This is a genomic window from Thermomonas sp., from assembly GCF_020850895.1.
Lineage (GTDB): Bacteria > Pseudomonadota > Gammaproteobacteria > Xanthomonadales > Xanthomonadaceae > Thermomonas.
On record NZ_JADZDS010000050.1, the window covers coordinates 1 to 21618 of the forward strand.

Annotated in this window: 22 protein-coding genes, 2 tRNA genes and 1 other RNA gene; 16 read left to right on the forward strand and 9 right to left on the reverse strand. The window is 66.7% G+C overall.

Features of this window, described 5'->3' with window-relative positions; all coding sequences use genetic code 11:
• Positions 1-186: 186 nt before the first annotated feature.
• Positions 187-277, reverse strand: a tRNA-Ser gene (locus tag IT472_RS04655).
• A gap of 85 nt (positions 278-362) precedes the next feature.
• On the opposite strand from IT472_RS04655, the gene IT472_RS04660 reads away from it, so the two are divergent.
• On the forward strand, positions 363-770 hold the full coding sequence (locus tag IT472_RS04660) for a DUF6165 family protein (RefSeq protein WP_297179089.1): 408 nt from the start codon (positions 363-365) through the stop codon (positions 768-770).
• Positions 771-788: 18 nt separating this feature from the next.
• Here IT472_RS04660 and IT472_RS04665 read toward each other — a convergent pair whose 3' ends face one another.
• Positions 789-1841, reverse strand: a complete 1053-nt coding sequence (locus tag IT472_RS04665) for a glycosyltransferase family 9 protein (RefSeq protein ID WP_297179091.1) — start codon at positions 1839-1841, stop codon at positions 789-791.
• Positions 1842-1863: 22 nt separating this feature from the next.
• On the opposite strand from IT472_RS04665, the gene IT472_RS04670 reads away from it, so the two are divergent.
• On the forward strand, positions 1864-2607 hold the full coding sequence (locus IT472_RS04670) for a 3-deoxy-D-manno-octulosonic acid kinase (protein WP_297179094.1): 744 nt from the start codon (positions 1864-1866) through the stop codon (positions 2605-2607).
• 72 nt (positions 2608-2679) lie between these two features.
• Here the strand turns inward: IT472_RS04670 and ffs are convergent.
• Together ffs and IT472_RS04680 are read right to left on the reverse strand one after the other, a co-directional pair.
• Positions 2680-2776, reverse strand: an RNA gene (ffs, locus tag IT472_RS04675) — signal recognition particle sRNA small type.
• 546 nt (positions 2777-3322) lie between these two features.
• Positions 3323-3415 (reverse strand) — tRNA-Ser (locus IT472_RS04680).
• 180 nt (positions 3416-3595) lie between these two features.
• Between IT472_RS04680 and dnaX the strand changes: the two genes are divergently transcribed.
• From dnaX to IT472_RS04700, 4 genes are all read left to right on the forward strand, one after another.
• The gene (gene dnaX / locus IT472_RS04685; RefSeq protein ID WP_297179098.1) at positions 3596-5299 is read left to right on the forward strand and encodes a DNA polymerase III subunit gamma/tau; all 1704 of its coding nucleotides are present in this window, start codon (positions 3596-3598) and stop codon (positions 5297-5299) included.
• A 43-nt stretch (positions 5300-5342) separates the two neighbouring features.
• Entirely contained in the window at positions 5343-5669 is a 327-nt protein-coding gene (locus tag IT472_RS04690) for a YbaB/EbfC family nucleoid-associated protein (RefSeq protein ID WP_297179101.1), read from the forward strand.
• 216 nt (positions 5670-5885) lie between these two features.
• Positions 5886-6485, forward strand: a complete 600-nt coding sequence (gene recR / locus IT472_RS04695; RefSeq protein ID WP_297179105.1) for a recombination mediator RecR — start codon at positions 5886-5888, stop codon at positions 6483-6485.
• Between the two features lie 81 nt (positions 6486-6566).
• Complete coding sequence (locus tag IT472_RS04700) at positions 6567-6914, forward strand: histidine triad nucleotide-binding protein (protein ID WP_297179177.1); 348 nt, start codon at positions 6567-6569, stop codon at positions 6912-6914.
• A 90-nt stretch (positions 6915-7004) separates the two neighbouring features.
• Here IT472_RS04700 and IT472_RS04705 read toward each other — a convergent pair whose 3' ends face one another.
• From IT472_RS04705 to IT472_RS04715, 3 genes are read right to left on the reverse strand one after another with little or no spacing between them, the layout of a single operon-like run.
• Positions 7005-8972, reverse strand: a complete 1968-nt coding sequence (locus IT472_RS04705; RefSeq protein WP_297179108.1) for a DUF3488 and transglutaminase-like domain-containing protein — start codon at positions 8970-8972, stop codon at positions 7005-7007.
• Entirely contained in the window at positions 8965-9924 is a 960-nt protein-coding gene (locus IT472_RS04710) for a DUF58 domain-containing protein (RefSeq protein WP_297179111.1), read from the reverse strand. Before IT472_RS04710 ends, IT472_RS04705 begins: the two co-directional genes overlap by 8 nt.
• A 31-nt stretch (positions 9925-9955) precedes the next feature.
• On the reverse strand, positions 9956-10906 hold the full coding sequence (locus tag IT472_RS04715) for an AAA family ATPase (protein ID WP_297179114.1): 951 nt from the start codon (positions 10904-10906) through the stop codon (positions 9956-9958).
• A gap of 41 nt (positions 10907-10947) precedes the next feature.
• Here IT472_RS04715 and IT472_RS04720 point away from each other — a divergent pair, with 41 nt between their 5' ends.
• On the forward strand, positions 10948-12477 hold the full coding sequence (locus tag IT472_RS04720) for a glycosyltransferase family 39 protein (RefSeq protein WP_297179116.1): 1530 nt from the start codon (positions 10948-10950) through the stop codon (positions 12475-12477).
• Positions 12478-12485: 8 nt separating this feature from the next.
• On the opposite strand, the gene IT472_RS04725 is transcribed toward IT472_RS04720, so the two are convergent.
• On the reverse strand, positions 12486-13064 hold the full coding sequence (locus IT472_RS04725) for a nucleoside triphosphate pyrophosphatase (RefSeq protein WP_297179180.1): 579 nt from the start codon (positions 13062-13064) through the stop codon (positions 12486-12488).
• Positions 13065-13066: 2 nt separating this feature from the next.
• Positions 13067-13429: a hypothetical protein gene (locus tag IT472_RS04730; RefSeq protein WP_297179118.1), complete on the reverse strand. Its 363-nt coding sequence runs from the start codon at positions 13427-13429 to the stop codon at positions 13067-13069.
• A 110-nt stretch (positions 13430-13539) separates the two neighbouring features.
• Here IT472_RS04730 and IT472_RS04735 point away from each other — a divergent pair, with 110 nt between their 5' ends.
• The 9 genes from IT472_RS04735 (at position 13540) to IT472_RS04775 (ending at position 21560) form a co-directional block, all read left to right on the forward strand.
• Positions 13540-14061: a YceD family protein gene (locus tag IT472_RS04735; protein ID WP_297179121.1), complete on the forward strand. Its 522-nt coding sequence runs from the start codon at positions 13540-13542 to the stop codon at positions 14059-14061.
• Between the two features lie 58 nt (positions 14062-14119).
• Positions 14120-14314 (forward strand): 50S ribosomal protein L32, encoded by a 195-nt coding sequence (gene rpmF, locus IT472_RS04740; protein WP_297179125.1) that lies wholly within the window; start codon positions 14120-14122, stop codon positions 14312-14314.
• Positions 14315-14485: 171 nt separating this feature from the next.
• Positions 14486-15475: a beta-ketoacyl-ACP synthase III gene (locus tag IT472_RS04745; protein ID WP_297179128.1), complete on the forward strand. Its 990-nt coding sequence runs from the start codon at positions 14486-14488 to the stop codon at positions 15473-15475.
• Between the two features lie 50 nt (positions 15476-15525).
• The gene (locus IT472_RS04750; RefSeq protein ID WP_297179133.1) at positions 15526-16251 is read left to right on the forward strand and encodes a serine/threonine protein phosphatase; all 726 of its coding nucleotides are present in this window, start codon (positions 15526-15528) and stop codon (positions 16249-16251) included.
• 121 nt (positions 16252-16372) lie between these two features.
• The gene (gene fabD, locus IT472_RS04755) at positions 16373-17326 is read left to right on the forward strand and encodes an ACP S-malonyltransferase (protein ID WP_297179136.1); all 954 of its coding nucleotides are present in this window, start codon (positions 16373-16375) and stop codon (positions 17324-17326) included.
• A 57-nt stretch (positions 17327-17383) separates the two neighbouring features.
• Positions 17384-18127, forward strand: coding sequence for a 3-oxoacyl-ACP reductase FabG (gene fabG, locus IT472_RS04760; protein WP_297179139.1), 744 nt, complete (start codon positions 17384-17386; stop codon positions 18125-18127).
• Between the two features lie 132 nt (positions 18128-18259).
• Positions 18260-18499, forward strand: a complete 240-nt coding sequence (gene acpP, locus IT472_RS04765; RefSeq protein ID WP_297179142.1) for an acyl carrier protein — start codon at positions 18260-18262, stop codon at positions 18497-18499.
• Between the two features lie 169 nt (positions 18500-18668).
• Positions 18669-19907, forward strand: a complete 1239-nt coding sequence (gene fabF / locus IT472_RS04770) for a beta-ketoacyl-ACP synthase II (RefSeq protein WP_297179145.1) — start codon at positions 18669-18671, stop codon at positions 19905-19907.
• A gap of 300 nt (positions 19908-20207) precedes the next feature.
• Positions 20208-21560, forward strand: a complete 1353-nt coding sequence (locus IT472_RS04775) for an aminodeoxychorismate synthase component I (protein WP_297179148.1) — start codon at positions 20208-20210, stop codon at positions 21558-21560.
• Positions 21561-21618 lie beyond the last annotated feature (58 nt).

A 21618-nucleotide genomic window follows, 5' to 3' on the forward strand; every position in this document is an offset into this window, starting at 1 on the left:
CCACGAGGGGGCAAGCCATTCGTGCTGCGGTCGGGATAGACGCGGGCCATCCTTGGCCCGCGCCCTGCGGGCAGCCTGCGGCTGTCCGGGTTCGCTCCAAGCGAACCCGTCGAACCCTGCGAGGGTGCGCCTCCGTCACGTCTCCGCCAGACACGCAAAACGCCCCTTGCGGGGCGTCTGCATGTCTGGCGGAGAGGGAGGGATTCGAACCCTCGGTAGGCTATAAACCTACGCCTGATTTCGAGTCAGGTACATTCAACCGCTCTGCCACCTCTCCGGAAGTGGGGCGTGAATCATACGGGGCTGGGCGTGGGCGGGCAAGGCTATACACTGTCTGCCCCAGAAACAGGATGGTCTGACCCATGTCGGAAATCAAGGTTCCGGTGTCCTTCGGCGAGCTGTTGGACAAGATTGCAATCCTCCAGATCAAGTCCGAGCGCATGTCTGATCCGGCCAAGTTGGCCAATGTGCACAATGAGTTGGTCGCACTGGAGGCCACTTGGGAAGCGCATCCGGCGTCGCAGCAGGACATCGTTGCGCTGCGAACTGCGCTGAAGGATGTCAACGAGCGGCTGTGGGTGATCGAGGATGACATCCGCCTGAAGGAAAGGGCGCAGGTGTTCGATGGGGAATTCGTCCGCCTGGCGCGTTCGGTCTACTTCGAGAATGACACCCGGGCGCGGGTCAAGAAAGAGATCAATCTGGCGCTGGGCTCGGCCTATGTCGAAGAAAAGTCCTATCAGGACTATGGCAGCGGCGAGGGCGCCTGAATCCGTGCAGCCAATGGGTCAGGCCAAAGTCGATCGGTAGCGCTCGAAGGCAGCGATCGCATCATCGACCTGGATCAGGTCCATCACGCCTTCATTCTCGATCTTGGTCCCCCATTTGAGGTCATTCGCAGGCTTGCCGAGGTAGCGGCGTGCGGCGTCGTCATAGCGGTTCACGCAGAAGCGACGATCGGAATAGGGGCCACTGCGATCCGGGTTGCTGGCGGCGTGCAGGCCAAGCACATGCGTTCCGACCGCGTTTGCAATGTGCATTGGCCCCGAGTCGGGCGCCATCAGCAGGTCGGCACGTTCCAGCAGTGCCGGCAGTTGCTGCAGGCTGTCCTTGCCGATCAGGTCGAGCACGCCAACGTGGGTGCGAAGGGCGGCGAGGATGGCATCGCCGGTGGCCCGTTCAAGCGCGCTGCGGCCCCCGCACAGGACCACGCGCCAGCCTTGGGCAAGGGCATGGTCAACCAGCGCTGCTTGCCGTTCGGCCCGCCAGTTGCGGCGGGCGTGGCTGGAGCAGGGGGACACCAGCAGCGTGCGGCGTCCATCATCGTCCCACTGGGCGCGTGCCCAGTTGCGTGCTTCTCCGGTGATCGGCATGTTCCATGTGACTTCGGCGCGGATCAGGCCGAGGGGCTCGCAAAAGCTGCCAATGGCGTCGAGGACGTGGATGCCGGGGCGGTCCGGGATGCGTTCGTTGATGACCAGCCCGTGTCCGTCCTTGCTGCGCGCACGGTCATAACCGATACGTCGCCCGGCGCGGATGAATGCCGACAGCAGGTTGGCGCGAGCCGACACCTGCAATTGCAGCAACACGTCGAAGCGGGTGTCCAGCGTCTTGCGCAACATACGCATGCCGGCCAGTCCGGAACGCTTGTCGTATTCGACGAAGTGCACTCCTCGTACCCCTTCGAGCAGGCGATGCTCGGCCTTGCCGATCACCCAGGTGGGGGTGAGGTCCGGCCAGGCGCAGCGCAGGGTGTGCAGCAGTGGTAAGACGTGGGTGACATCCCCCAGGGCAGACAGGCGAAGCAGGCAGATCGACGGGGGATCGCAGGCAACTGGCATGGGGATTGCTACACTCGCAAGTATGGCCAATGTCGACGTCAACGAGCATCTGACGCCGTTCCATGACACGCATGGGTACGGTGCGATTCTGTTCGATCGCACCCAGGTCCGCCAGCCTGATCCGGCATGGTTCGATCCGGCACACTGGGGCACGGCTGCAGCGCCAGTTTCAGGCGGCGGGCGTGGCGGCGCGTGGTATCTGGATTTCGGCCAAGGAGACGCATTCCTTCGCCACTACCTTCGGGGCGGGCTGGTTGCCAGGTTCAATCGGGATCGCCACTTTTGGCGCGGGGTTCCCTACGTGCGCAGCTTCGAGGAGTTCCGCATGCTGCGCCAATTGCGTGCGAAAAAGCTGCCAGTGCCGATGCCGTTTGCAGCATGGTATCGCCGCGAAGGCCTGCAGTACCGCGCGGCAATCCTGATGCAGCGCTTGCCCGGGGTGCGCTCCTTGGCGGAGTTGTCATCGGGGGAAGTCGTGCCTTGGGAGACGGTTGGTCAACTCGTCGCGCGGTTCCACCGCGCCGGAGTGGATCACGCCGACCTCAATGCACACAACTTGCTGTTCGATGCCCACTGGCATGGCTGGATGGTCGATTTCGATCGGGCCCGGGTTCGCATCCTTGCCACCGGCTGGCGAGACGCCAATCTGCTGCGCTTGCGGCGTTCACTGCGCAAGCTGCGGGGTGCGCGCTCAGTCGCTGAGGTGGATGCGAACTTCGAGCGATTGCGCGCAGGCTACGAGGCGGCTTGGGAAAAGGGGTACTGATCGCGCGTTGCGGGGTGCCTCACGGTCCCGCCCGTGCATGCAGGACAGGTGGCGAGGCATCCAAAGGCGGCGGCCCCGCCGGCTGGCCTCGGCGCCCGCATCAGTCGATACCGTTGCTGCCTTCCGGCCCTGGCGGGGTTTTCGACCTAGCGTCGCGAGGGGCCGACGGGGCCACCATGGGATGTCCGGCGTCCCATCTGGTGCTCGCGCATCACGCAGGCACAAGCGGTTGGTTCGCGCGGATTGGTGCGTTGCAGGGGCGCTAGTCTACATGGTCATCGAACGATGCTGAAGACGGGCGGGCGGAAACGCGCCTCTTCCATGGCGGGTGACCACGATCCTGGGTGGGCCAAGTGGCGGGATAGACGCGGACCATCCCTGGCCCTCGCCCTGCGGGCAGCCTGCGGCTGTCCTGGCTGTCCTGGCTGTCCTGATTCGCTCCAGGCAGCCTGTGGCTGTCCTGCCGATCAGTCGAACCCTGCGGGGGTTTTCCTCCGCCATCGTCCCTCAGACATGAAAAACGCCCCACGAGGGGGCGAATCGATCGAGTCGGGAGTCGGGGGGATAGACGCGGGCCATCCCTGGCCCGCGCCCTGCGGGCAGCCTGCGGCTGTCCTGATTCGCTCCAAGCGAATCAGTCGAACCCCGCGGGAGTTTTCCTCCGCCATCGTCCCCCAGACATGAAAACGCCCCACGAGGGGGCGATTTTCATATCTGGCGGAGAGAGGGGGATTCGAACCCCCGAGGCGGGGTTTAGCCGCCTACACACTTTCCAGGCGTGCTCCTTCAACCACTCGGACACCTCTCCGGATGTAACCCACCCCGTTTGGCCTTGCGTGCCATGACGCCCATGGCGAAGCCACTGTTTCGAGTGGCCACGGGCCAAGCTGACTCATGGACTGCCGTCCGGGAGGGCGAATTCTAGCGGGCGGGCGGGGTTGGCACAACGTCGGGAGGCGTCGGGGCGTTGCGCGTGCCACAATGCGGCATGTCCTATCTCGTGCTCGCCCGCAAGTGGCGCCCGCGGCGTTTTTCCGAACTGGTCGGTCAGGAGCACGTCGTGCGTGCGCTGACCAATGCGCTGGAAACCGGGCGTGTGCACCATGCCCTGCTGTTCACCGGTACCCGGGGGGTGGGCAAGACCACGATTGCGCGCATCTTCGCAAAATCGCTGAACTGCGAGCGTGGCGTCGGTGCCGATCCCTGCGGTGAGTGTGAAACCTGCAAGGCGATCGATGCCGGTCGTTACATCGACCTGCTGGAAATCGACGCGGCATCCAATACCGGCGTCGAGAACGTGCGTGACCTGATCGACAACGCCCAGTACATGCCGTCGCGCGGGCGCTACAAGGTCTACCTCATCGACGAAGTGCACATGCTGTCGAAGCCGGCCTTCAACGCATTGCTGAAGACGCTGGAGGAGCCTCCGGAGCACGTCAAGTTCCTGTTCGCCACCACTGATCCCGAGAAGTTGCTGGTGACGGTGCTCAGCCGCTGCTTGCAGTTCAACCTCAAACGGCTGGACGAAGCACAGATCCGAGGCCAGCTGACGAAGATCCTCGCCGCCGAAGCCATCAAAGCAGAGGGCGATGCGATCGCTCAGCTGGCACGCGCGGCCGATGGCAGTTTGCGGGATGGGCTGTCCTTGCTGGACCAAGCGATTGCCTACAGCGGTGGAAAGCTGGATGGCGCGGTGGTGGCAACGATGCTGGGCACGGTCGATCGGACCCGCATCCATGCACTGTTGGAGGCGCTGGCCGCAGGGAATGGCAGGGGACTGCTCGATGAAGTGGCCCAACTCGCGGAGTTTTCACCGGATTGGGCCGGGATCCTCGATGCCTTGGCCTCGGCGCTGCATCGGATCCAGGTCAGGCAGCTGGTGCCGGACGTAACGATCGAAGCCGATGGGTTCGAGGTCGCAACGCTTGCGGTAGGCATGCGTCCGGAGCTGGTGCAACTTTGGTACCAGATGGCCCTCAATGGTCGCCGCGATCTGAGCTTTGCGCCCAGTCCGCGCAGCGGCTTCGAGATGACCCTGTTGCGGATGTTGGCGTTCCGTCCTGACGCAACTGAGCACACGCATGCTGTGCAGGTGCCAACGGCAGCGCAGGGTCGCATTCCGACGACCACTGCCAGCCGTGCTGCACCGTCACCACGGGTGGCAGCAGCGGCGGAAACACAGCGGGTCGTGCCTCCGCCCGCACGGCTGGATGCGCCAGAGCCGGCGGCATCAGTCAAGGCCGTTGCACCGCATCCGGCGCCGGCACCCGTCACGATGGCCGCGCAAATCGTCACCGATGGCGAGCATTGGCTACAGATCGTGGACGAGTGCGGTTTGCGAGGGCCGGCCCGGCTGCTCGCGGAGAACGCAGCGTTCGCTTCCCATCGCGATGGCGTCCTGCGCCTGAATCTGACCCAGGAACAGATGCATCTGAAGTCGCCAAGCCTGGTGCTGCAACTCACGGATGCGGTATCGCGGACGTTGGGCGGCGCCGTGCAGGTCCGTTTTGAAGTCAGTGGCGCGCGTGGCGAGACCGCCAGCGTGCGCAACGAACGGGCCCAGGATGCGCGCCAGGCCGAAGCCGATCGCGGATTTTCCGAGGATCCGGCGATCCAGACGCTGGTGCGCAACCATGGCGCCAGCCTTGTTCCTGGCTCGATCCGGCCACTCGACGCCCCGCGTGGCGACTGAAACAACGTAACCAGGATTTGAACCAGGATTGGGGCTCAAGGACATGCGTGGAAATATCGCCCAGTTGATGCAACAGGCGCAGAAGATGCAGGAAGACGTGCAGCGTGCGCAGGAGGAAGTGGCGGGTCTGGAAGCCACCGGCAGTGCAGGTGGCGGCATGGTCAGCGTGACCGTTGGCGGTCGCATGGATTGCCGGCGCGTGCGGATTGATCCTGCTGCACTGGCCGATCCGGAGATGGCCGAGGACCTGATCGCCGCGGCGTTCAACGATGCCGTCAACAAGATCACCGCGGCAACCCAGGAAAAAATGTCGGCCGCGACTGCCGGAATGCAGCTGCCGCCGGGATTGAAATTGCCGGGGCTTTTTTGATGCGGATGATGTGGCGTCTTGCCGCCACATCCGCTTCACGGGCAAAAACGTGGTTTTTGCCTTGAACGCCGCGCGCCTCAGGCACGCGGCGTGCGCATGTCCATGTGCGCGAAAATGCGGGGGCGGATGTCCCCGTTGCGTGGTTCTCGCGGTGATGGGTGATTTGAAAAGGCGTGGCCTGCACATTGCTCTCGCAGGATGGGTGATGACGGATTCATGACTGCCTCTTTGCTCGAACAACTGATCGAAGCGCTGCGGGTGCTGCCAGGCGTCGGTCAGAAATCCGCCCAACGCATGGCCTACCACTTGCTGGAGCGCCAGCGCGAAGGTGGCCTGCGCTTGGCCGGCGCGTTGCGGCAGGCGATGGAGCATATCCGCCATTGCGAGCGGTGCCGTGATTTCAGCGAAACCGAGCGGTGTGCGGTGTGTGCAAGCATGTCGCGTGATGCAACGCTGTTATGCGTCGTCGAGACGCCTGCGGATCGCTTGGCGATCGAGCAGGCGACCGGCTACCGAGGCCTGTACTTCGTGTTGCAGGGACGGCTCAGTCCGCTCGATGGCATTGGGCCGGACGAACTTGGGCTCGACCAACTCGCCCGGCGGCTGGAGGAAGGCGAGGTGCGCGAGTTGATCGTCGCCACCAACCCCACCGTGGAGGGCGAGGCGACCGCGCATTACCTCGCGCAGATCGCGCGTTCGCGCAGCGTGCATCCCAGTCGGCTTGCACACGGTGTGCCGCTGGGCGGCGAACTGGAATACGTGGATCGCGGCACCCTGTCGCATGCATTCGGCAGTCGCTTGGAGATCCGGGAGTAATCGACCCGGTGGGCTTGCCGACGGCAGGCCCACGTCGACATCGGTAAGCTTCCTGCCTGTCCCGTCGGAGCTTCGAGGCGCCTGCCCATGACCATCTTCCACGCCATCATCGATCGCAAGATTCCCGCCGACATCGTCTATGAAGACGAGCGCCTGATCGCGTTCCGCGACATTGCGCCGCAGGCGCCGGTGCACGTGCTGTTCGTGCCGAAGCAGGATTTCGCCACCTTGAACGACGTGCCGGAGGACGCCGCGATCGTGATCGGCCGGCTGGCGACCGCGGCGGCACGCTACGCCAAGGCACAGGGGTTTGCCGAGAGCGGCTACCGGATCGTGATGAATTGCAACGGTGATGGCGGGCAGACCGTATTCCAGATCCATTTGCATTTGCTGGGCGGTGCGCCGCTGGGGCATTTCGGGACGCCGTGAGGCCAGTGGCATCGGCGGCGCGATGACTGGCGTGTGCAGTCATGCTGCGGGACGTGCCGCGCGACCTGCGGTCTCGACAGCCAGCCTCTCTCACGGACGGTGCCGGCGAAGATCGCGTTGCAAAGCCTGCAACTGCGCAGACGTGGGCGCGGGCATCCCGTAGCGCGCTTGTTCGAAACGCCGAGCCAGTGCCGGGAGTGGGGCGCCGGCGGAGGGCGGGTCGCGGGCCACGCGCCTCGCCCAAGCCAGGGCCGGTTCATGCGGCGCCCGCCCACGCTCGAGGCTGCGATAGCGGCGCTCCAGCGCATGCCACGCACGCAGCAGTGGATCACGCTCGCGCTCGCCGCGTGCGGTCAGCCAGGCCATCCAGCTCATCGCGACCAAGGTGGCGAAGGCAAACAGCAGGATCAGCGTGCGGGTGCCGCCATGCAGGCCCAGGGATTCGAGCAGGTTGCGCTGGCGCGATGCGTTGAAGCCGAGCAGCATGTCGTTCCAGCCGCGCCGCAGCCAGTCGCTGGCATTGAAGATCGGGGCCAGGTCGACAAACGCACCGTAGCGCCCTGGCTGCCGGTCGGCGATGGTGTCGTAGATGCGTTCTGGCGCCACCGCAGCGGTCGGATCAAAGCGGACCCAGCCGCGTTGCGGCAGCCAGAGTTCCGCCCATGCGTGTGCATCCGAACGACGGATCAGCCAATAGTCGCCGATCGGGTTGCGGTAGGCGCCGGCGTAGCCGGTGACCACGCGTGCCGGAATCCCGGCTGCGCGCATCAGCACCACGAATGCAGAACTGAAATGTTCGCAATAGCCCTGCTTGCGGTCGAACAGGAAATCATCGACTTCGTCGTGCCCAGGCAGGGGCACATTCAGGGTGTAGGCGAAGTCACGCCGGATCATGGCCATCGCGCGCTGGGCAATGGCGAGATCGGCCGTGCCTCTTGCATCGTAACCGGCTTCTTGCCGCCACCTTCGGCCCATTGCCAGCGTGCGCGGGTTGAAGTCCAGCGGCAATGCCAGGGCGCGCCTGCGCAACCAAGGTGCCAACTGTGGTTCGAACGCCTGTGCTGGCACCGATCTCATCAGCCAGCGTGAGATGTTGAACTGGGCCTGTTCGGTCATCGGTACGCGGTCGAGCCCCAGGTGCGCACCCTGTGGCAATTGCGTTGGCACATCGAGTGCGACCAGCAGGCGATCTTCGGTGGGTTCCAGTTCGAGTCGGTAAGTCCAGCCCGTTCCCGCCGACTGCACAGGCGCCGGAGGGAAGATTTCCAGCGTGCGCGCCGGCTTCCAACTGTGGCCATCGAAATCCCACAGCACCGGCCCCCGCCAGTACATCTGCTCGGGCTTGGGCGGCGGGCCGAAGAATTGCACGCGCGCCGCGGGGCTGTCGTCCAGCAGCATGTCGGACATCCCGCCTGGGGTCATCGAATCGGACAGGCCCGGCGTGCCGGCAGTGCGTTGCGGCAAGCCCCACAAGGGCGTTGGCAGGCGCGGGAACAGCCAGAACACCGCCAACGCCAACGGCAGGCCCAGCGAGAACAGCCGCAGCACGCCGGCCACCGATGCAAAGGTGGGCAGCCCGGATGGACGCGCGTCCTCGATCCTGCTTTCATCGGCGGCCAGTCGCTGCAGGGCCAGTAGCGCCAGCATCACCGCCGTCAGCGACAGCAGCAAGCTGGTGGGGGCCTGGTCGAGCAGGAAGGTGGCGAACGGGGCAAACAGCGCGAAGCCGATGAGGCTGCGGCCGTCGCGCAGGCTCACGGTTTCCGCCGGCTTGATCGCGATCATCAATGCGAGCAGGGCCGAGGCGGTGTCGCGACCAACGCCCGGCAGGTTGAAGGCCACCGCGACCATGCCGCCCAGCAACAAGACGATGCGAACGCCGCCCGGCAGCGGCTTTCGCCACGACGCGGCCAGCACCAGCACGGCCATGGCTGCGATGCCGATGCCCAAGGTCGGTGGCAATTGCAGCAGTAGCGGCAGCAGGCAGGCGGCGGCCGCCAGTCTTACCTGCAGGCGGCCGGCGCGGGTGAGTGGCGGTGATGGCTTGACCTCAGCCATTGCGCACGCCTTCGCCCGGCAGCAGCGCCAAGGCGCGCAGGCATTGGTGGCGGTGCGGGGCGCCCTGGCCGAGTGGCAGGCCTTCGCTGCCCGGCAAGCGCAGGGCATAGCGCTGGCCGCTGCGTTCGGCGTCATCGACCCAGCCGGCGAGGCGGCGGATGCGGTGTTCGTAGGGCAGGCCGGCGGTGTCGTCCCAGTCCAGTTTCATCTCGCCGCCACGCGATTGCTCATTGTCGCGCACCAGCAGGCTGCCGCGTCGCGCCGACGGCTTCCACGCCACCGAGCGTGGTGCATCGCCGGGGCGGTAATCACGCAGGTGGTGGAGATCGTCGCCGGCCCGCGCCGCCCGCGGTGGCGCATTGCCACCGCTGGGCGCAGGCGGCGGTGGCGCATTGGTTTCCGCGACCGGATAGACGAGCACCGACTGTGCCGGCCACGCATACGCCCAGGCGCGTGCCAAGCCGAGCGGTTGCACCGTGCTGAATTCGAGGCGTGGCAATGCCAGCAAGCCGCGCCGTGTCGTAGGCAGGCGCAGTTCGACCGCGCTGCCGCGCGCGTCCAGTGCGGTGAAGGTGGCGCGATCGGCGCAGGCCACGCGCAGGCCGCGACGGCTGCGTGCATCACGTGTTTCCAGCGCGATGCGCAGTGCAAGATCGTCGCCGGCGGCCACCGGTTCGGCCGCCACCGCCGCAATGCGGACGCCGGACAGTTGCAGGTGCGCGGCGATCAGGCTGGCCTGCGCGGTGCCGGCGATCAGCAAGCCCAGCAGCAGCGCCGGATTGTTGTTGAAGTTGAGCGCGCCCAACATCATGGTTCCCAGCAACAGGCCGAAGAACAAGCCAGTGGCGGTGGGCAGCACGTAGATGCGGTGCCGGTCGATGACCACCGGCAAGGGCTCCGGCGCGCGTGGCCTCGCCCAGCGCAGGAACCGCGTGCGCAGGTTGGCGATCATGGCGCTGTCGCGGGCATCGACCGCGGGTACATCAGTCCACCGCCACCGCGTGCAGGATGGCTTGCGCGAGATGGGCCGTGGTTGCGTCGGCATCGGCGACCAGGCGGTGTTCGGCGATGGCAGGGAACAGTGCCTGCACGTCATCGGGCAGGACGTGGTCGCGCCCGAGCAACAGGGCACGCGCCCGCGCCGCGCGCAGCAGCGCAAGGCCGGCGCGCGGCGACAGCCCGACCCGCAGGCCCGGATGCTTGCGGCTGCGCGCGACCAAGGCCTGGATGTAGTCGAGCAGTGCCTCGCTGGCGTGCACGCCGAGGACGGCCTCGCGCAGGGCGAGGATGCGCGGTGCATCCAGCAACGGGATGGCCTGCGCGATCAAGCTGCGGCGGTCGGCGCCGGCCAGCAGCTCGCGCTCGGCCTGTGCGTCCGGATAGCCCAGAGTCAGCCGCAGCAGGAAGCGATCCAATTGGGAATCCGGCAACGGATAGGTACCGGAGAGATCGGTCGGGTTCTGGGTGGCGATGACGAGGAACGGGTCGGGGAGTGCCCGGGTCTGGCCGTCGATGCTGACCTGGTGTTCGGCCATCGCCTCCAGCAGGGCGCTTTGCGTGCGCGGCGGCGCGCGGTTGATCTCGTCGGCCAGCAGCACATGGGTGAACACCGGGCCGGGGTGGAACTCGAAGCGGTGGGTCTGTGCCTCGTACACCGAGACGCCGAGGATGTCGGACGGCAGCAGGTCGGAGGTGAACTGCACGCGGGCGAAGCCCAGCCCCAGCGTGGCGGCCATCGCCCGCGCCAGCGTGGTCTTGCCAAGGCCGGGCAGGTCCTCGATCAGCAGGTGGCCGTCGGCGAGCAGGGCGACGAAGGCCATCCGTACTTGCTGCTGTTTGCCCAGCACCAGCGCATCGACCTGCGCCAGCGCGGCATGCAGGGAATCCATCAGGCCATCGGATAGGATCGCTATCGGTGCGGGGCTGCTTGCCATGGGTTCGTGCATCCATTCCGAGGTTTTCGCCGAGTGTAGCGATGTCAATGGAGTTGCGGGACGAGGCCGGCCTGCGCCGCGCGAGGACGTTGTTCCTGGGCGCGTGGCTGCTGCTGTGCGCGTTGAAGCTGGCGCTGGCCGTGCGCCTGCCGCTGTTCGTCGACGAAGCCTTCTACTGGCTGGAAGGCCAACACCTTGCGCTGGCCTATTCCGACCTGCCGGGGCTGACCGCGTGGTTGGCGCGGCTCGGCGTGTCCGTCGGCGGCAACCACGCGCTGGCGCTGCGCCTGCCGTTCCTGATGATCGGCGCGTTGCTGCCGTGGCTGATGGTGCGGATGACGGCGCGCGAGTTCGATGCGCGCACGGGCTGGCAGGCGGGGCTGCTGCTGATGCTGTTGCCGCTGGCGGGCACCTTGGGAGTGCTGGCTCTGCCGGACGTGCCGCTGCTGCTGGCCAGCTTGCTGTGCCTGGATGCCGGCGCGCGCGCGCTGCGTGAGGTGGATGCGAGCGTGGCGGCGGAACTGGCACTGGGGTTGGTGATCGGCGGGCTGACCCACTATCGCTTCGCGGCGGTGGTCGCTGTCGGGCTGATGGCGCTGCTGGCGTTGCACGAAGGCCGGGCCGCGCTGCGTCGTCCGCTGCTGTGGCTCGCGATTGCCCTCGGCGCACTGGCATGGCTGCCGCTGCTGCTGTGGAACCTCGACAACGCCGACGCCGGCCTGCGCTTTCAACTGGTCGACCGTCACCCGTGGTCGTTCGGCTGGCATGGCATCAGCCTTGGCCTGATGCAACTGCTGCCGGCGACGCCGGTGTTGCTGGTGGCCTTCGTGCAGGCGGGCAAGCGCGGTTTGCGTGATGCCAGCCCGCAGGCACGCTGGCTGGCGCTGTGTGGCGTGTTGCTGATTCTTGCGTTCCTCGCGCTCGGATTCTTCGCCGACCGGCGCCGGGTCAGTTTCCATTGGACCTTGCCCGGCTTCGTGGCGCTGACGCCGCTGCTGCCGGCGGTGCTGGCGGGCTGGGCGCGTGGTTGGCGCGCCACCGCATGGGCCACGGTGTCGATGGGGCTTGCCGCAGCGCTGGGCTACCTGGTGCTGGCGGCGTCACCGGCGGGCCGGATTTGGGCAGCGCGACACGGGCAATATCCGGCCAATTTCGCCGGCTGGGATGCCTTGGATGCCGCCGTGCGAGCGCGCCTGGAGGCAATGCCGCCGGGCACCCGCATCCTCGCGGGGGATTTCAAGATCGCTGCCGAATTGGGCTTCGCCCGCGACGATGCCGACATCCTCGTGCTCGATCATCCGCTCAATCGCAAGCACGGTCGTGCGCCGCAGTTGGCACTTTGGGGCCTGCGCTTCGATGGCCGGATGCCGGACAGCGGTGCGTCGCTGCTGCTGGTTGCCAGTCCATCGCACGCCGGTTTCCCGGATGCGCAAAGCGCCATCGATGACCTGTGTCGGCAGCTGGGCCCCTTGCCGGCGCCGCAGGTGCTGGACGTGGATGGCGGTGGCAAGCGCTTTGTGTTGTACGAAATCACCCGGGTGCAGCCGCAGCCGCGTTGCGCGGGCGACTGATCGATTGGCTAGGGCAAGCGGAATCCGGCCTGTCGCAGCAGGCGGGCGGTCGCGATCAGTGGCAATCCGACCAGCGCGGTCGGGTCGCGGTTGTCGATCGCATCGAACAGGCTGATGCCGAGGCCTTCGGATTTGAAGCTGCCGGCGCAGTCGAACGGCTGCTCGGCGTCGACATAGCGGGCGATCTCGGCGGGTGTCAGCGTGCGGAAGCGCACCTTGGTCAAGTCGATGGCGGCGAATCGGCGGCCGTCAGGATGGGCCAGGCACAGCGCGGTGTGGAAGCGCACAACGCCGCCGGACATCGCGCGCAATTGGGCGATGGCCTTGGAGCGGTTGCCGGGCTTGCCGAGCGCCTGCCCGCCCACGTCCGCAACCTGATCCGAGCCCAGCGCCCAGCCATCGCCCTGCAGTCGCGCCGCGACCGCCTGCGCTTTCGCGCGTGCCAAGCGGATCGCCAGTGCCCGCGGCGTCTCGCCGGGACGCGCGGTTTCATCAACCTCGGGGCGTTCGATGTCGAACGGCAAGCCGAGCCGCGCCAACAGCTCGCGTCGATAGCGCGAGGTCGAGGCCAGCACCAAGCCGGGCATGCTCACGCGAGGCTGCCGCGGGCGCGTTCGATCTGCTGCAATTGCGTCTCGATCTGCACGCGCGCTGCATCCAGCGAGCCGCGCACCTCGTCCAGTTGCTCGAGGCTGGCGCTGTTCGCGTTCTCCTGCAGCCACAGTCGCTGTCGCAGCAATTCCTGCATGGCCTGCCGCACCGGGTTTTCGTGGTCGCCGACGATCGCCTCGATTTCACTGCGCGCGGCGCGCAATTGCACTTCCAGTGCATCGGCGGCATCCAGCAGGCCGCGCACGACCTGCTGGCGACGGCGGTCGCGCCGCATCCGCGCGGCCTGCCACAGGGCAAGGGCGATCAGGAACAGGACGATCAGGAAAATGACGATACGCATGCAGCGAGTCTGCGCGAGAGTGGCGGGCATCGCAAACCTGTCACGCGTCCACGCGGCCAGGCAGAGCATGGTTTGACGAAACCGCGATTTTTCAATACAATGAGCGGCTTATGTCTGGATCGCGCGCCAATGGTGTCCCCGAGGTTGTGGATGCGTGGCGCATGGTCGAGGCGCGCCGGTCCTTCGAGGGGCGGGTCGCCCTGACCGCGCTGGAGCGATTGCTCGGCAGCCTGCATGACGGCGAAGGTGAAGTCCGGTTCACGCTGGACTTCGGCACCGACGCGCTGCGCCTGCCGTATGTCGATCTGCGGATCGAGGCGGACCTGCCGCTGCAATGCCAGCGCAGCCTGCGTCGCTTCCTGCTGCCGGTGCGGTTGCAGCAGCGGCTGGGCCTGATCCGCGAGGAGCATGCCGAGGCGGCACTGCCGCCCGACTGCGAGCCCTTGCTGGTCGCCGCGGACGGGAATCTGCGGCCGTTGGAGCTGGTCGAGGATGAGTTGATTCTGGCGTTGCCGGTGGTGCCGGTGGCGCCGGATACCGAGGCGATCGATCGCGATTTCGCGCCGACTGCCGAGGAGTCTGCCAGGCACGGGTCGTTCGCGGCCCTTGCCGGGTGGAAGAAGGAAAGCTGAAGGATTAGTGCGATAATCGCATCCCCGCGTTGTTTCGAATTTTGTTTGGAGTTGCCCGATGGCCGTCCAGAAGTCCCGCGTTTCCCCCTCCCGCCGTGGCATGCGCCGCATGCACGACGCCTTGTCGAGCAAGCAGCTTGCCACTGATCCTGCCAGCGGCGAGACCCATGTCCGCCACCATGTCACCGAAGGCGGTTTCTACCGCGGCAAGCAGGTGGTCGCGCCCAAGACCAAGGTCGTCGACGAGGATTGATCTCCGCTTGCGCGGGGCATCACGTTGCTTTTTGCTTTCGCCCCGGCCGCGCCTGATGGTGCGGCCGGTCGCGTTTTCGAGTTTGCTGGCTTGGTGCTGTCGGCTGCCCCGCGCAGCTGGCCGGTTGCATATCCGCTACCCTGAGCCGCTATCCAGGGAGTCCGTGCGCGCATGAGTCAGTCCGAACACCGCATCTATGCCCGCATCGCCGGCACCGGCAGCTGCCTGCCCGAACGGGTGGTGAGCAACGAGGAGTTGGCCCAGCGGGTCGACACCAGCGACGAGTGGATCCGCACCCGCACCGGCATCCGCCAGCGCCACGTGGCCGGCGAAGGCGAGACCACCAGCGAACTCGCTTACCGCGCTGCGCTGCGTGCGCTCGAAGCCGCAGGCACCGATCCGTCCGAGCTGGACCTGATCGTCCTCGGCACCACCACGCCCGACCTGATCTTCCCCTCGTCCGCCTGCATCGTCCAGCACAAACTGGGCGCTCAGGGTTGCATGGCCTTCGACGTGAATGCGGCCTGCTCCGGCTTCATCTATGCGCTGACCATCGCCGACAAGTTCATCCGCAGCGGCGCAGCGAAGACCGCGCTGGTGATGGGTGCCGAAACCCTGACCCGGATGCTGGACTGGAACGACCGCGGCACCTGCGTGCTGTTCGGCGACGGTGCCGGCGCGGTGGTGCTCAAGGCCGACACCGAGACCGGCATCCTCAGCACCCATATGCACGCCGATGGCAGCAAGAAGGACTTGCTGTGGAATCCGGTGGGCGTCTCGGTCGGCTTCAAGCCGGAGGAAGAGAACGCCGGCGTACGCGTTCTGATGACCGGCAACGAAGTGTTCAAGCATGCGGTCAAGGCGCTGGACGCGGTGGTCGATGAGGCGCTGGAATCGAACGGTCTGGAGCGCAGTGCGCTGGATTGGCTGGTGCCGCACCAGGCCAACCTGCGCATCATCGAGGCGACCGCCAAGCGGCTGGCGATGCCGATGGAACGGGTGATCGTCACCGTCGATCGTCACGGCAACACATCTTCGGGTTCGGTGCCGCTGGCGCTGGACGAGGCGGTGCGTTCGGGGTGCATCGAGCGTGGGCAATTGCTGCTGCTGGAAGCCTTCGGCGGCGGCTTCACCTGGGGCTCGGCGCTGCTGCGCTACTGACCGCGGCGGAGCGCACGCACGCGTGCGCGGACTGGCTTTCGATACCTCCCATGAAACAGGAACACGCCGTCATCCGCATGGACGTGCTGGGCCGCAAGGCCTGGCTCAAGGTCTATGTCGAAGACGAGCGTCGTTTCAAGCTCGGCGTGCTCGATCTCGCCGCACGGGTGCTGGGTGTGCGCGCGCTGCGGCCGCCACCGCATTGGGGCGGGGCACGGGCCTGTGCGACAGAGCACAAGCGGCTGCAGGAATTGGCTGCATGCGGAGCGCGGGTGCCGGAGGTGCTCGGCGTCGGCCCGAATGCACTGTTGATCGGTGATATCGGCACGACCTTGAAGTCACGCTTGCACGAAACCGATGCCGCAGGCCAGGCGCGCTTGATCGCACTGGCGGTGCAGGCGCTGGCGCAGGTCCATGCGCGTGGCGGCCACATCGGCCAGCCCTATGCGCGCAACCTGACCGTGACCGACGAGGGCGGGATCGGCTTCCTCGACCTCGAGGAAGATCCGCGCGACAACATGACCCTGGAGCAGGCGCAGGTGCGCGACTGGCTGGTGTTCGCGGCCGGCACCTCGCGCTATTTCGAACATCCAGAGGTGGAATTCGCTGCCCTGCTCAGGCCGGTGTTGCAGGCTGCGCCGGAGCCGGTGCGGACTGAACTGGTGCGTTCGGTGCGCCGATTGCGCATCGTCGAGCGCATCGCCAGCCGCTTGGGCGAACGCGCACGCCGCATCGGCGGCGCCTTGGCCAGCCTGCGCATCGCACTGGACGCATGAGCGGACGCGGCTTCCCCATACGCGTCGGTACAGACGCGCGCAGGCAATAGTCCGTATCATTTCCGCCCCTGCGGCCGTCCTGTCGGCGTCCGCCTGATTCCGTGCAGCGAGCCCAGACCGCGTGAACGAACAAGCCGTATCCCCATCGCTGGCATTGGTGTTCCCGGGCCAGGGCTCGCAGTCGGTGGGCATGCTGGCCGATCTGTCGACCATGTATCCGGCGGTCAAGGCGACCTTCGCCGAAGCCTCCGATGGCGCGGGTGTCGACCTGTGGGCGCTGGCAGAGGCCGGGCCCGACGAGCTGCTCAATCGCACCGAATACACCCAGCCGGCGCTGCTGGCCGCCGGGATCGCGGTGTGGCGGCTGTGGCAGGCGCAGGGTGGCGTGACGCCGGCGATGCTGGCGGGGCACAGCTTGGGCGAATACACGGCGCTGGTGGCCGCCGGTGCGCTCTCGCTCAAGGATGGCGCGCACTTGGTGCGTATCCGTGGCCAGCTGATGCAGGACGCCGCACCCGCGGGCACCGGCGCGATGGCGGCGGTGTTGGGCGCGGACGAGGACCTGGTGGAACGGGTTTGCCTCGAGTCCTCGGGCTCCCAGGTGGTGGTACCGGCCAATTACAACTCGCCCGGGCAGATCGTGATCGGTGGCGATGCCGCGGCGGTGGATCGCGCCTTGGCGATGCTGGCGGAACAGGGCGTGCGCAAGGCGGTCAAATTGGCGGTCAGCGTGCCCTCGCACACGCCGCTGATGCGCGAAGCAGCGAACCGGCTGGGAGAGACGATGGCAGGCCTGCACTGGTCGCTGCCGGCGATTCCGGTCGTGCAGAACGTGGATGCCAAGGTGCACGCCAGCATCGATGCCATCCGCGACGCATTGGTGCGCCAGCTCTACCTGCCGGTGCAGTGGACGGCCTGCGTGCAGGCGCTCGCGGCGCGCGGCGTCACCCGGGTCGGTGAGTGCGGGCCGGGCAAGACCCTGATCGGCTTGGGCAAGCGTATCGACAAGGCGCTCGACCACCGCGCCCTGGGCGAGCCGGAGTCGCTTGCCGCGGCGCTTGCGGACTGGCGCTGAAATTTTTCGTGTTTCACCAGGATTGATCTGCGTCCAGGACGCGCAGGGGGAGTTGGCATGAGCGAACAATTGAAAGGTGAAATCGCGCTGGTCACGGGCGCATCGCGTGGCATTGGCGCGGCGATTGCCGATGCGCTGGCTGCGCGTGGCGCGACCGTGATCGGGACCGCGACCTCGGACGCGGGTGCGCAAGCGATCGGCGAGCGCATGGCGGCGGTCGGTGGCCACGGGCGTCGGCTCGATGTCAACGAGGCAGGCGCGATCGAAGCCTTGATCGATTCGGTGGCGAGCGAGTTCGGCGGCATCTCCATCCTCGTCAACAATGCCGGCATCACCCGCGACAACCTGCTGATGCGGATGAAGGACGAGGACTGGCAGGCCATCCTCGACACCAACCTGACCTCCGTCTACCGCGCGTCGAAGGCGGTGCTGCGCGGAATGATGAAGGCGCGCCGTGGGCGCATCGTCAACATCGCTTCGGTGATTGGTGTCACCGGCAATGCCGGGCAGGCCAACTACGCCGCGGCAAAGGCCGGCATCATCGCGTTCTCCAAATCGCTGGCCAAGGAGATCGGTTCGCGCGGGATCACCGTCAACGTGGTCGCGCCCGGCTTCATCGCTACCGACATGACCGCCGACTTGCCGGAAGCCGCGAAGGCGGCGATGCTGGCGCAGATCGCGCTGGGCCGCCTCGGCGAACCGGCGGACATCGCCCGTGCGGTGGCCTTCCTGGCCGGCCCGGATGCCGGCTACATCACCGGTGAAACCCTGCACGTCAACGGCGGCATGTACATGCCGTAAGCGGCGCGGATCGGCGACAACCGACGGCGGACGATCCAGCGCCACACCCGAGTTCCCCGGCCAGTGCTTGCAGCGGCCGGCTTTCACGTAAACTACCCACTTGACCCCACTCCGGGGGAGGAGCAGCCAGACATGAGCACCATTGAAGAGCGCGTCAAGAAGATCGTCATCGAACAACTGGGCGTCAAGGAAGAAGACGTCACCAACAGCGCGTCGTTCGTGGACGACCTGGGTGCGGACTCGCTGGACACCGTGGAACTGGTGATGGCGCTGGAAGAAGAGTTCGAGTGCGAGATCCCGGATGAGGATGCCGAGAAGATCACCTCGGTGCAGCAGGCGATCGACTATATCAAGGCCCACGTCAAGGCGTGAGTCGTGCGCGCCGGTCGTGTTCGCGGTCCGCGCTGCGCGGGTTGCGAGCCGGCTGGCATGAAACGCCGGCCCCGGTCGGTGCTTTCCCTCGGGCCGCGCGTGCGGCCCTTGGCGTTTTTGTTGCAGGCCGACCCTGCGGGTTGGCGGCTACGGATTCAGGGAATCGAGGATGAACGGACGGCGCGTCGTGGTTACCGGGATGGGCATCATCTCGCCATTGGGCAATGACCTGGCCAGCAACTGGGAGGCCATCTGCAACGGCCGTTCGGGGATTGGCGCAGTGGAAGGCTTCGATGCGTCCACCTATCCCACCCGGATTGCCGGCGAGATCCGCGACTTCGACATCACCCATTGGGTGGGTCCGAAGGACGCCAAGAAGATGGACCACTTCCTGCACTACGGCCTCGCTGCCTCGCTGATGGCGAAGGACGATGCCGGGCTGGAGGTGACCGAGGCCAATGCCGAGCGCATCGGTGCATTGATCGGCGCGGGCATCGGCGGGATCTGGGGCATCGAGGAAACCACGCTGAAGCTGCGCGAGGGCGGGGTACGCAAGATCAGCCCGTTCTACATCCCGTCCACCATCATCAACATGGTTCCGGGCCAGCTTTCGCTGATGACCGGGATCAAGGGCCCGACCTTCTCCGCGGTCTCGGCCTGCGCCACCGCCAACCATTCGATCGGCATGGCGATGCGGATGATCCAGTACGGTGACGCCGACGTGATGTTCGCCGGTGGTGCCGAGCGCGGCAGCTCGCCGACCGCGATGGGCGGCTTTTGCGCGATGAAGGCGATGAGCACGCGCAACGACGACCCGACCCGCGCCTCGCGGCCCTGGGATGCCGACCGCGATGGCTTCGTGCTCGGCGACGGCGCCGGCGTGCTGGTGCTGGAGGAATACGAACACGCCAAGGCGCGCGGCGCGCGCATCTATTGCGAGCTGGTGGGCTTCGGCGCTTCCTCGGATGCTTTCCACATGACCGCGCCCAGCGAAAACGGCGAAGGCCCGGCGCGCTGCATGGCGATGGCGCTGCGTGATGCGGGGGTGGCGGCCGAAGCCGTGGGCTATCTCAATGCCCACGGCACCAGCACCCCGCTGGGCGACCTCGCCGAGACCCACGCCATCCGCCGTGCCTTCGGGGTGCATGCGGATCGGCTGATGGTCAGCTCGACCAAATCGATGACCGGCCACCTGCTTGGCGCGGCCGGTGGGGTGGAGGCGATCTATTCGATCAAGGCGCTGGAAACCGGGGTCATTCCGCCGACCATCAACCTGGACTCCCCGGGCGAAGGCTGCGACCTCGACTACGTTCCGAATACCGCACGCGAGGCGAAGATCGACGTGGCGATGTCGAATGGCTTCGGCTTCGGCGGCACCAACGGTACCCTGGTGTTCAAGCGGGTTTGATGCGTCCTCTTGCTTGCGGGAGGATGGCTTGGTTTTTCCTGCTCCCTCCCGGAGAAGGTGCCCGAAGAGCCTGCCCCCGCGAAGGCGGGGGGCGGATGAGGGTGCAATGAAGCAGCAATGCCGCATGCACCGGTCGCCCGCCGCCGTGATCGGCCCGCCGCTCAAGCTGCGCATCCCGCTCCGATTCGCGGCCACGGGCCATCCCTGGCCCGCTCGAACCGACCACGGCGGCGGGCGACCTCGTAGCTTGCATCCCTTGCCCTGCGGGAGAAAGACTTCAAGCGGGAACCACTGGCAGCCATGACCCGAACCCGCGCCCTCTCCAGCGGTACTGACCTGCTCGACCTGCATCGGCTCGATCCGGTGCGCTATCCGGTGCTGCTGGAATCCAGCGCGACTGGCCCGCACGGACGCCATGACCTGCTGCTGGCGCATGCCGGAGACGGCTTTGCCCTGCATCGTGATGGCCTGGTGCGCACGCTGGCGGGCGAGGTCATCGAAGGGCGTTTCCTCGACGTGCTGGATGCGCAGTGGGCTGCTGCACGGGGTTCGTTCGAGGAAGATGACGAAGGCGTGTTCCAAGGCGGCTGGGCCTTGTTGCTGGGCTACGAGCTTGGCCAGCAGGTCGAGCCGATCCTGCGCTTGCCGCAGGCCGAAGGCCGCTTGCCGGTGGCAGTGGCGCTGCGCTGTCCGGCGGCTGTTCTGCGTGATCGAGGCGAGGGTGCGTGCTTCGCCGTTGCTGAACCCGGTGCAGACGCTTGGCTTGGGCACATCACCGACGACATTGCGCGTGCACAAGCCCTGCCGCCCTTGCCGCCATGGGCACCGCCCACGCACACCGACGAAGAGCCACCCCAGCGCTACCTCGACGGGGTCGTGCGGATACTCGACTACCTCGCTGCTGGCGATGTGTTTCAAGTCAACCTTTCACGCGGATGGCAGGCTGGGTTTGCCGGGGAATTGGACTCTGCGCTGCTGTTCCAGCGCCTGCGTGCGCACAACCCCGCGCCGTTCGCGGGGATCTTCCGGACAGCGACCGGCAGCGTGGTCAGCGCATCGCCGGAGCGGTTGCTTTCGATCCAGGCCGGCGTGGTGGAAACCCGCCCGATCGCCGGCACCCGGCCACGGTTCGCGGGCGATGACGATGCGGCGCGGATCCACGAATTGGTCGGCCATCCCAAGGAACGCGCCGAGCACGTGATGTTGATCGACCTGGAGCGCAACGACCTCGGCCGCGTATGTGCAGCGGGCAGCGTGCAGGTGGATGAATTGATGACGGTGGAGAGCTATGCCCACGTCCACCACATCGTCAGCAATGTGCGCGGCCGATTGTGCGTGGACACGACGCCAGGAGAAGTGATCGCCGCGGTGTTCCCCGGCGGCACCATTACCGGCTGCCCGAAAGTGCGCTGCATGCAGATCATCGCCGAGTTGGAGGGCGTGGGGCGTGGCGCCTATACCGGTGCGATGGGCTGGCTGGGGCATGATGGCGACATGGACCTGAATATCCTGATCCGCAGTGCCGAAGTGGAGGGGGCGATGCTGCGTTTCCGCACCGGCGCCGGCATCGTGATCGACTCGGATCCGTTGCGTGAATTGGACGAAACGCGGGCGAAGGCGCGTGGGATGCTGCGCGCATTGGGGGTCGAATGACGAGCGCATGGCTCGACCGGGAGCGCACACCATGGGATTCGACCCAGCCACGCGCCGG

Coding starts and splice junctions, on each gene's coding strand:
- IT472_RS04730 (WP_297179118.1), bottom strand. CDS start 13,429: ATGCGTATCGTCATTTTCCTGATCGTCCTGTTCCTGATCGCCCTTGCC.
- acpP (WP_297179142.1), top strand. CDS start 18,260: ATGAGCACCATTGAAGAGCGCGTCAAGAAGATCGTCATCGAACAACTG.
- rpmF (WP_297179125.1), top strand. CDS start 14,120: ATGGCCGTCCAGAAGTCCCGCGTTTCCCCCTCCCGCCGTGGCATGCGC.
- dnaX (WP_297179098.1), top strand. CDS start 3,596: ATGTCCTATCTCGTGCTCGCCCGCAAGTGGCGCCCGCGGCGTTTTTCC.
- IT472_RS04670 (WP_297179094.1), top strand. CDS start 1,864: ATGGCCAATGTCGACGTCAACGAGCATCTGACGCCGTTCCATGACACG.
- IT472_RS04660 (WP_297179089.1), top strand. CDS start 363: ATGTCGGAAATCAAGGTTCCGGTGTCCTTCGGCGAGCTGTTGGACAAG.
- IT472_RS04715 (WP_297179114.1), bottom strand. CDS start 10,906: ATGGCAAGCAGCCCCGCACCGATAGCGATCCTATCCGATGGCCTGATG.
- IT472_RS04690 (WP_297179101.1), top strand. CDS start 5,343: ATGCGTGGAAATATCGCCCAGTTGATGCAACAGGCGCAGAAGATGCAG.
- IT472_RS04775 (WP_297179148.1), top strand. CDS start 20,208: ATGACCCGAACCCGCGCCCTCTCCAGCGGTACTGACCTGCTCGACCTG.
- IT472_RS04725 (WP_297179180.1), bottom strand. CDS start 13,064: ATGCCCGGCTTGGTGCTGGCCTCGACCTCGCGCTATCGACGCGAGCTG.
- IT472_RS04665 (WP_297179091.1), bottom strand. CDS start 1,841: ATGCCAGTTGCCTGCGATCCCCCGTCGATCTGCCTGCTTCGCCTGTCT.
- IT472_RS04720 (WP_297179116.1), top strand. CDS start 10,948: ATGTCAATGGAGTTGCGGGACGAGGCCGGCCTGCGCCGCGCGAGGACG.
- recR (WP_297179105.1), top strand. CDS start 5,886: ATGACTGCCTCTTTGCTCGAACAACTGATCGAAGCGCTGCGGGTGCTG.
- fabG (WP_297179139.1), top strand. CDS start 17,384: ATGAGCGAACAATTGAAAGGTGAAATCGCGCTGGTCACGGGCGCATCG.
- IT472_RS04705 (WP_297179108.1), bottom strand. CDS start 8,972: ATGGCTGAGGTCAAGCCATCACCGCCACTCACCCGCGCCGGCCGCCTG.
- IT472_RS04735 (WP_297179121.1), top strand. CDS start 13,540: ATGTCTGGATCGCGCGCCAATGGTGTCCCCGAGGTTGTGGATGCGTGG.
- fabF (WP_297179145.1), top strand. CDS start 18,669: ATGAACGGACGGCGCGTCGTGGTTACCGGGATGGGCATCATCTCGCCA.
- IT472_RS04745 (WP_297179128.1), top strand. CDS start 14,486: ATGAGTCAGTCCGAACACCGCATCTATGCCCGCATCGCCGGCACCGGC.
- IT472_RS04750 (WP_297179133.1), top strand. CDS start 15,526: ATGAAACAGGAACACGCCGTCATCCGCATGGACGTGCTGGGCCGCAAG.
- IT472_RS04710 (WP_297179111.1), bottom strand. CDS start 9,924: ATGATCGCCAACCTGCGCACGCGGTTCCTGCGCTGGGCGAGGCCACGC.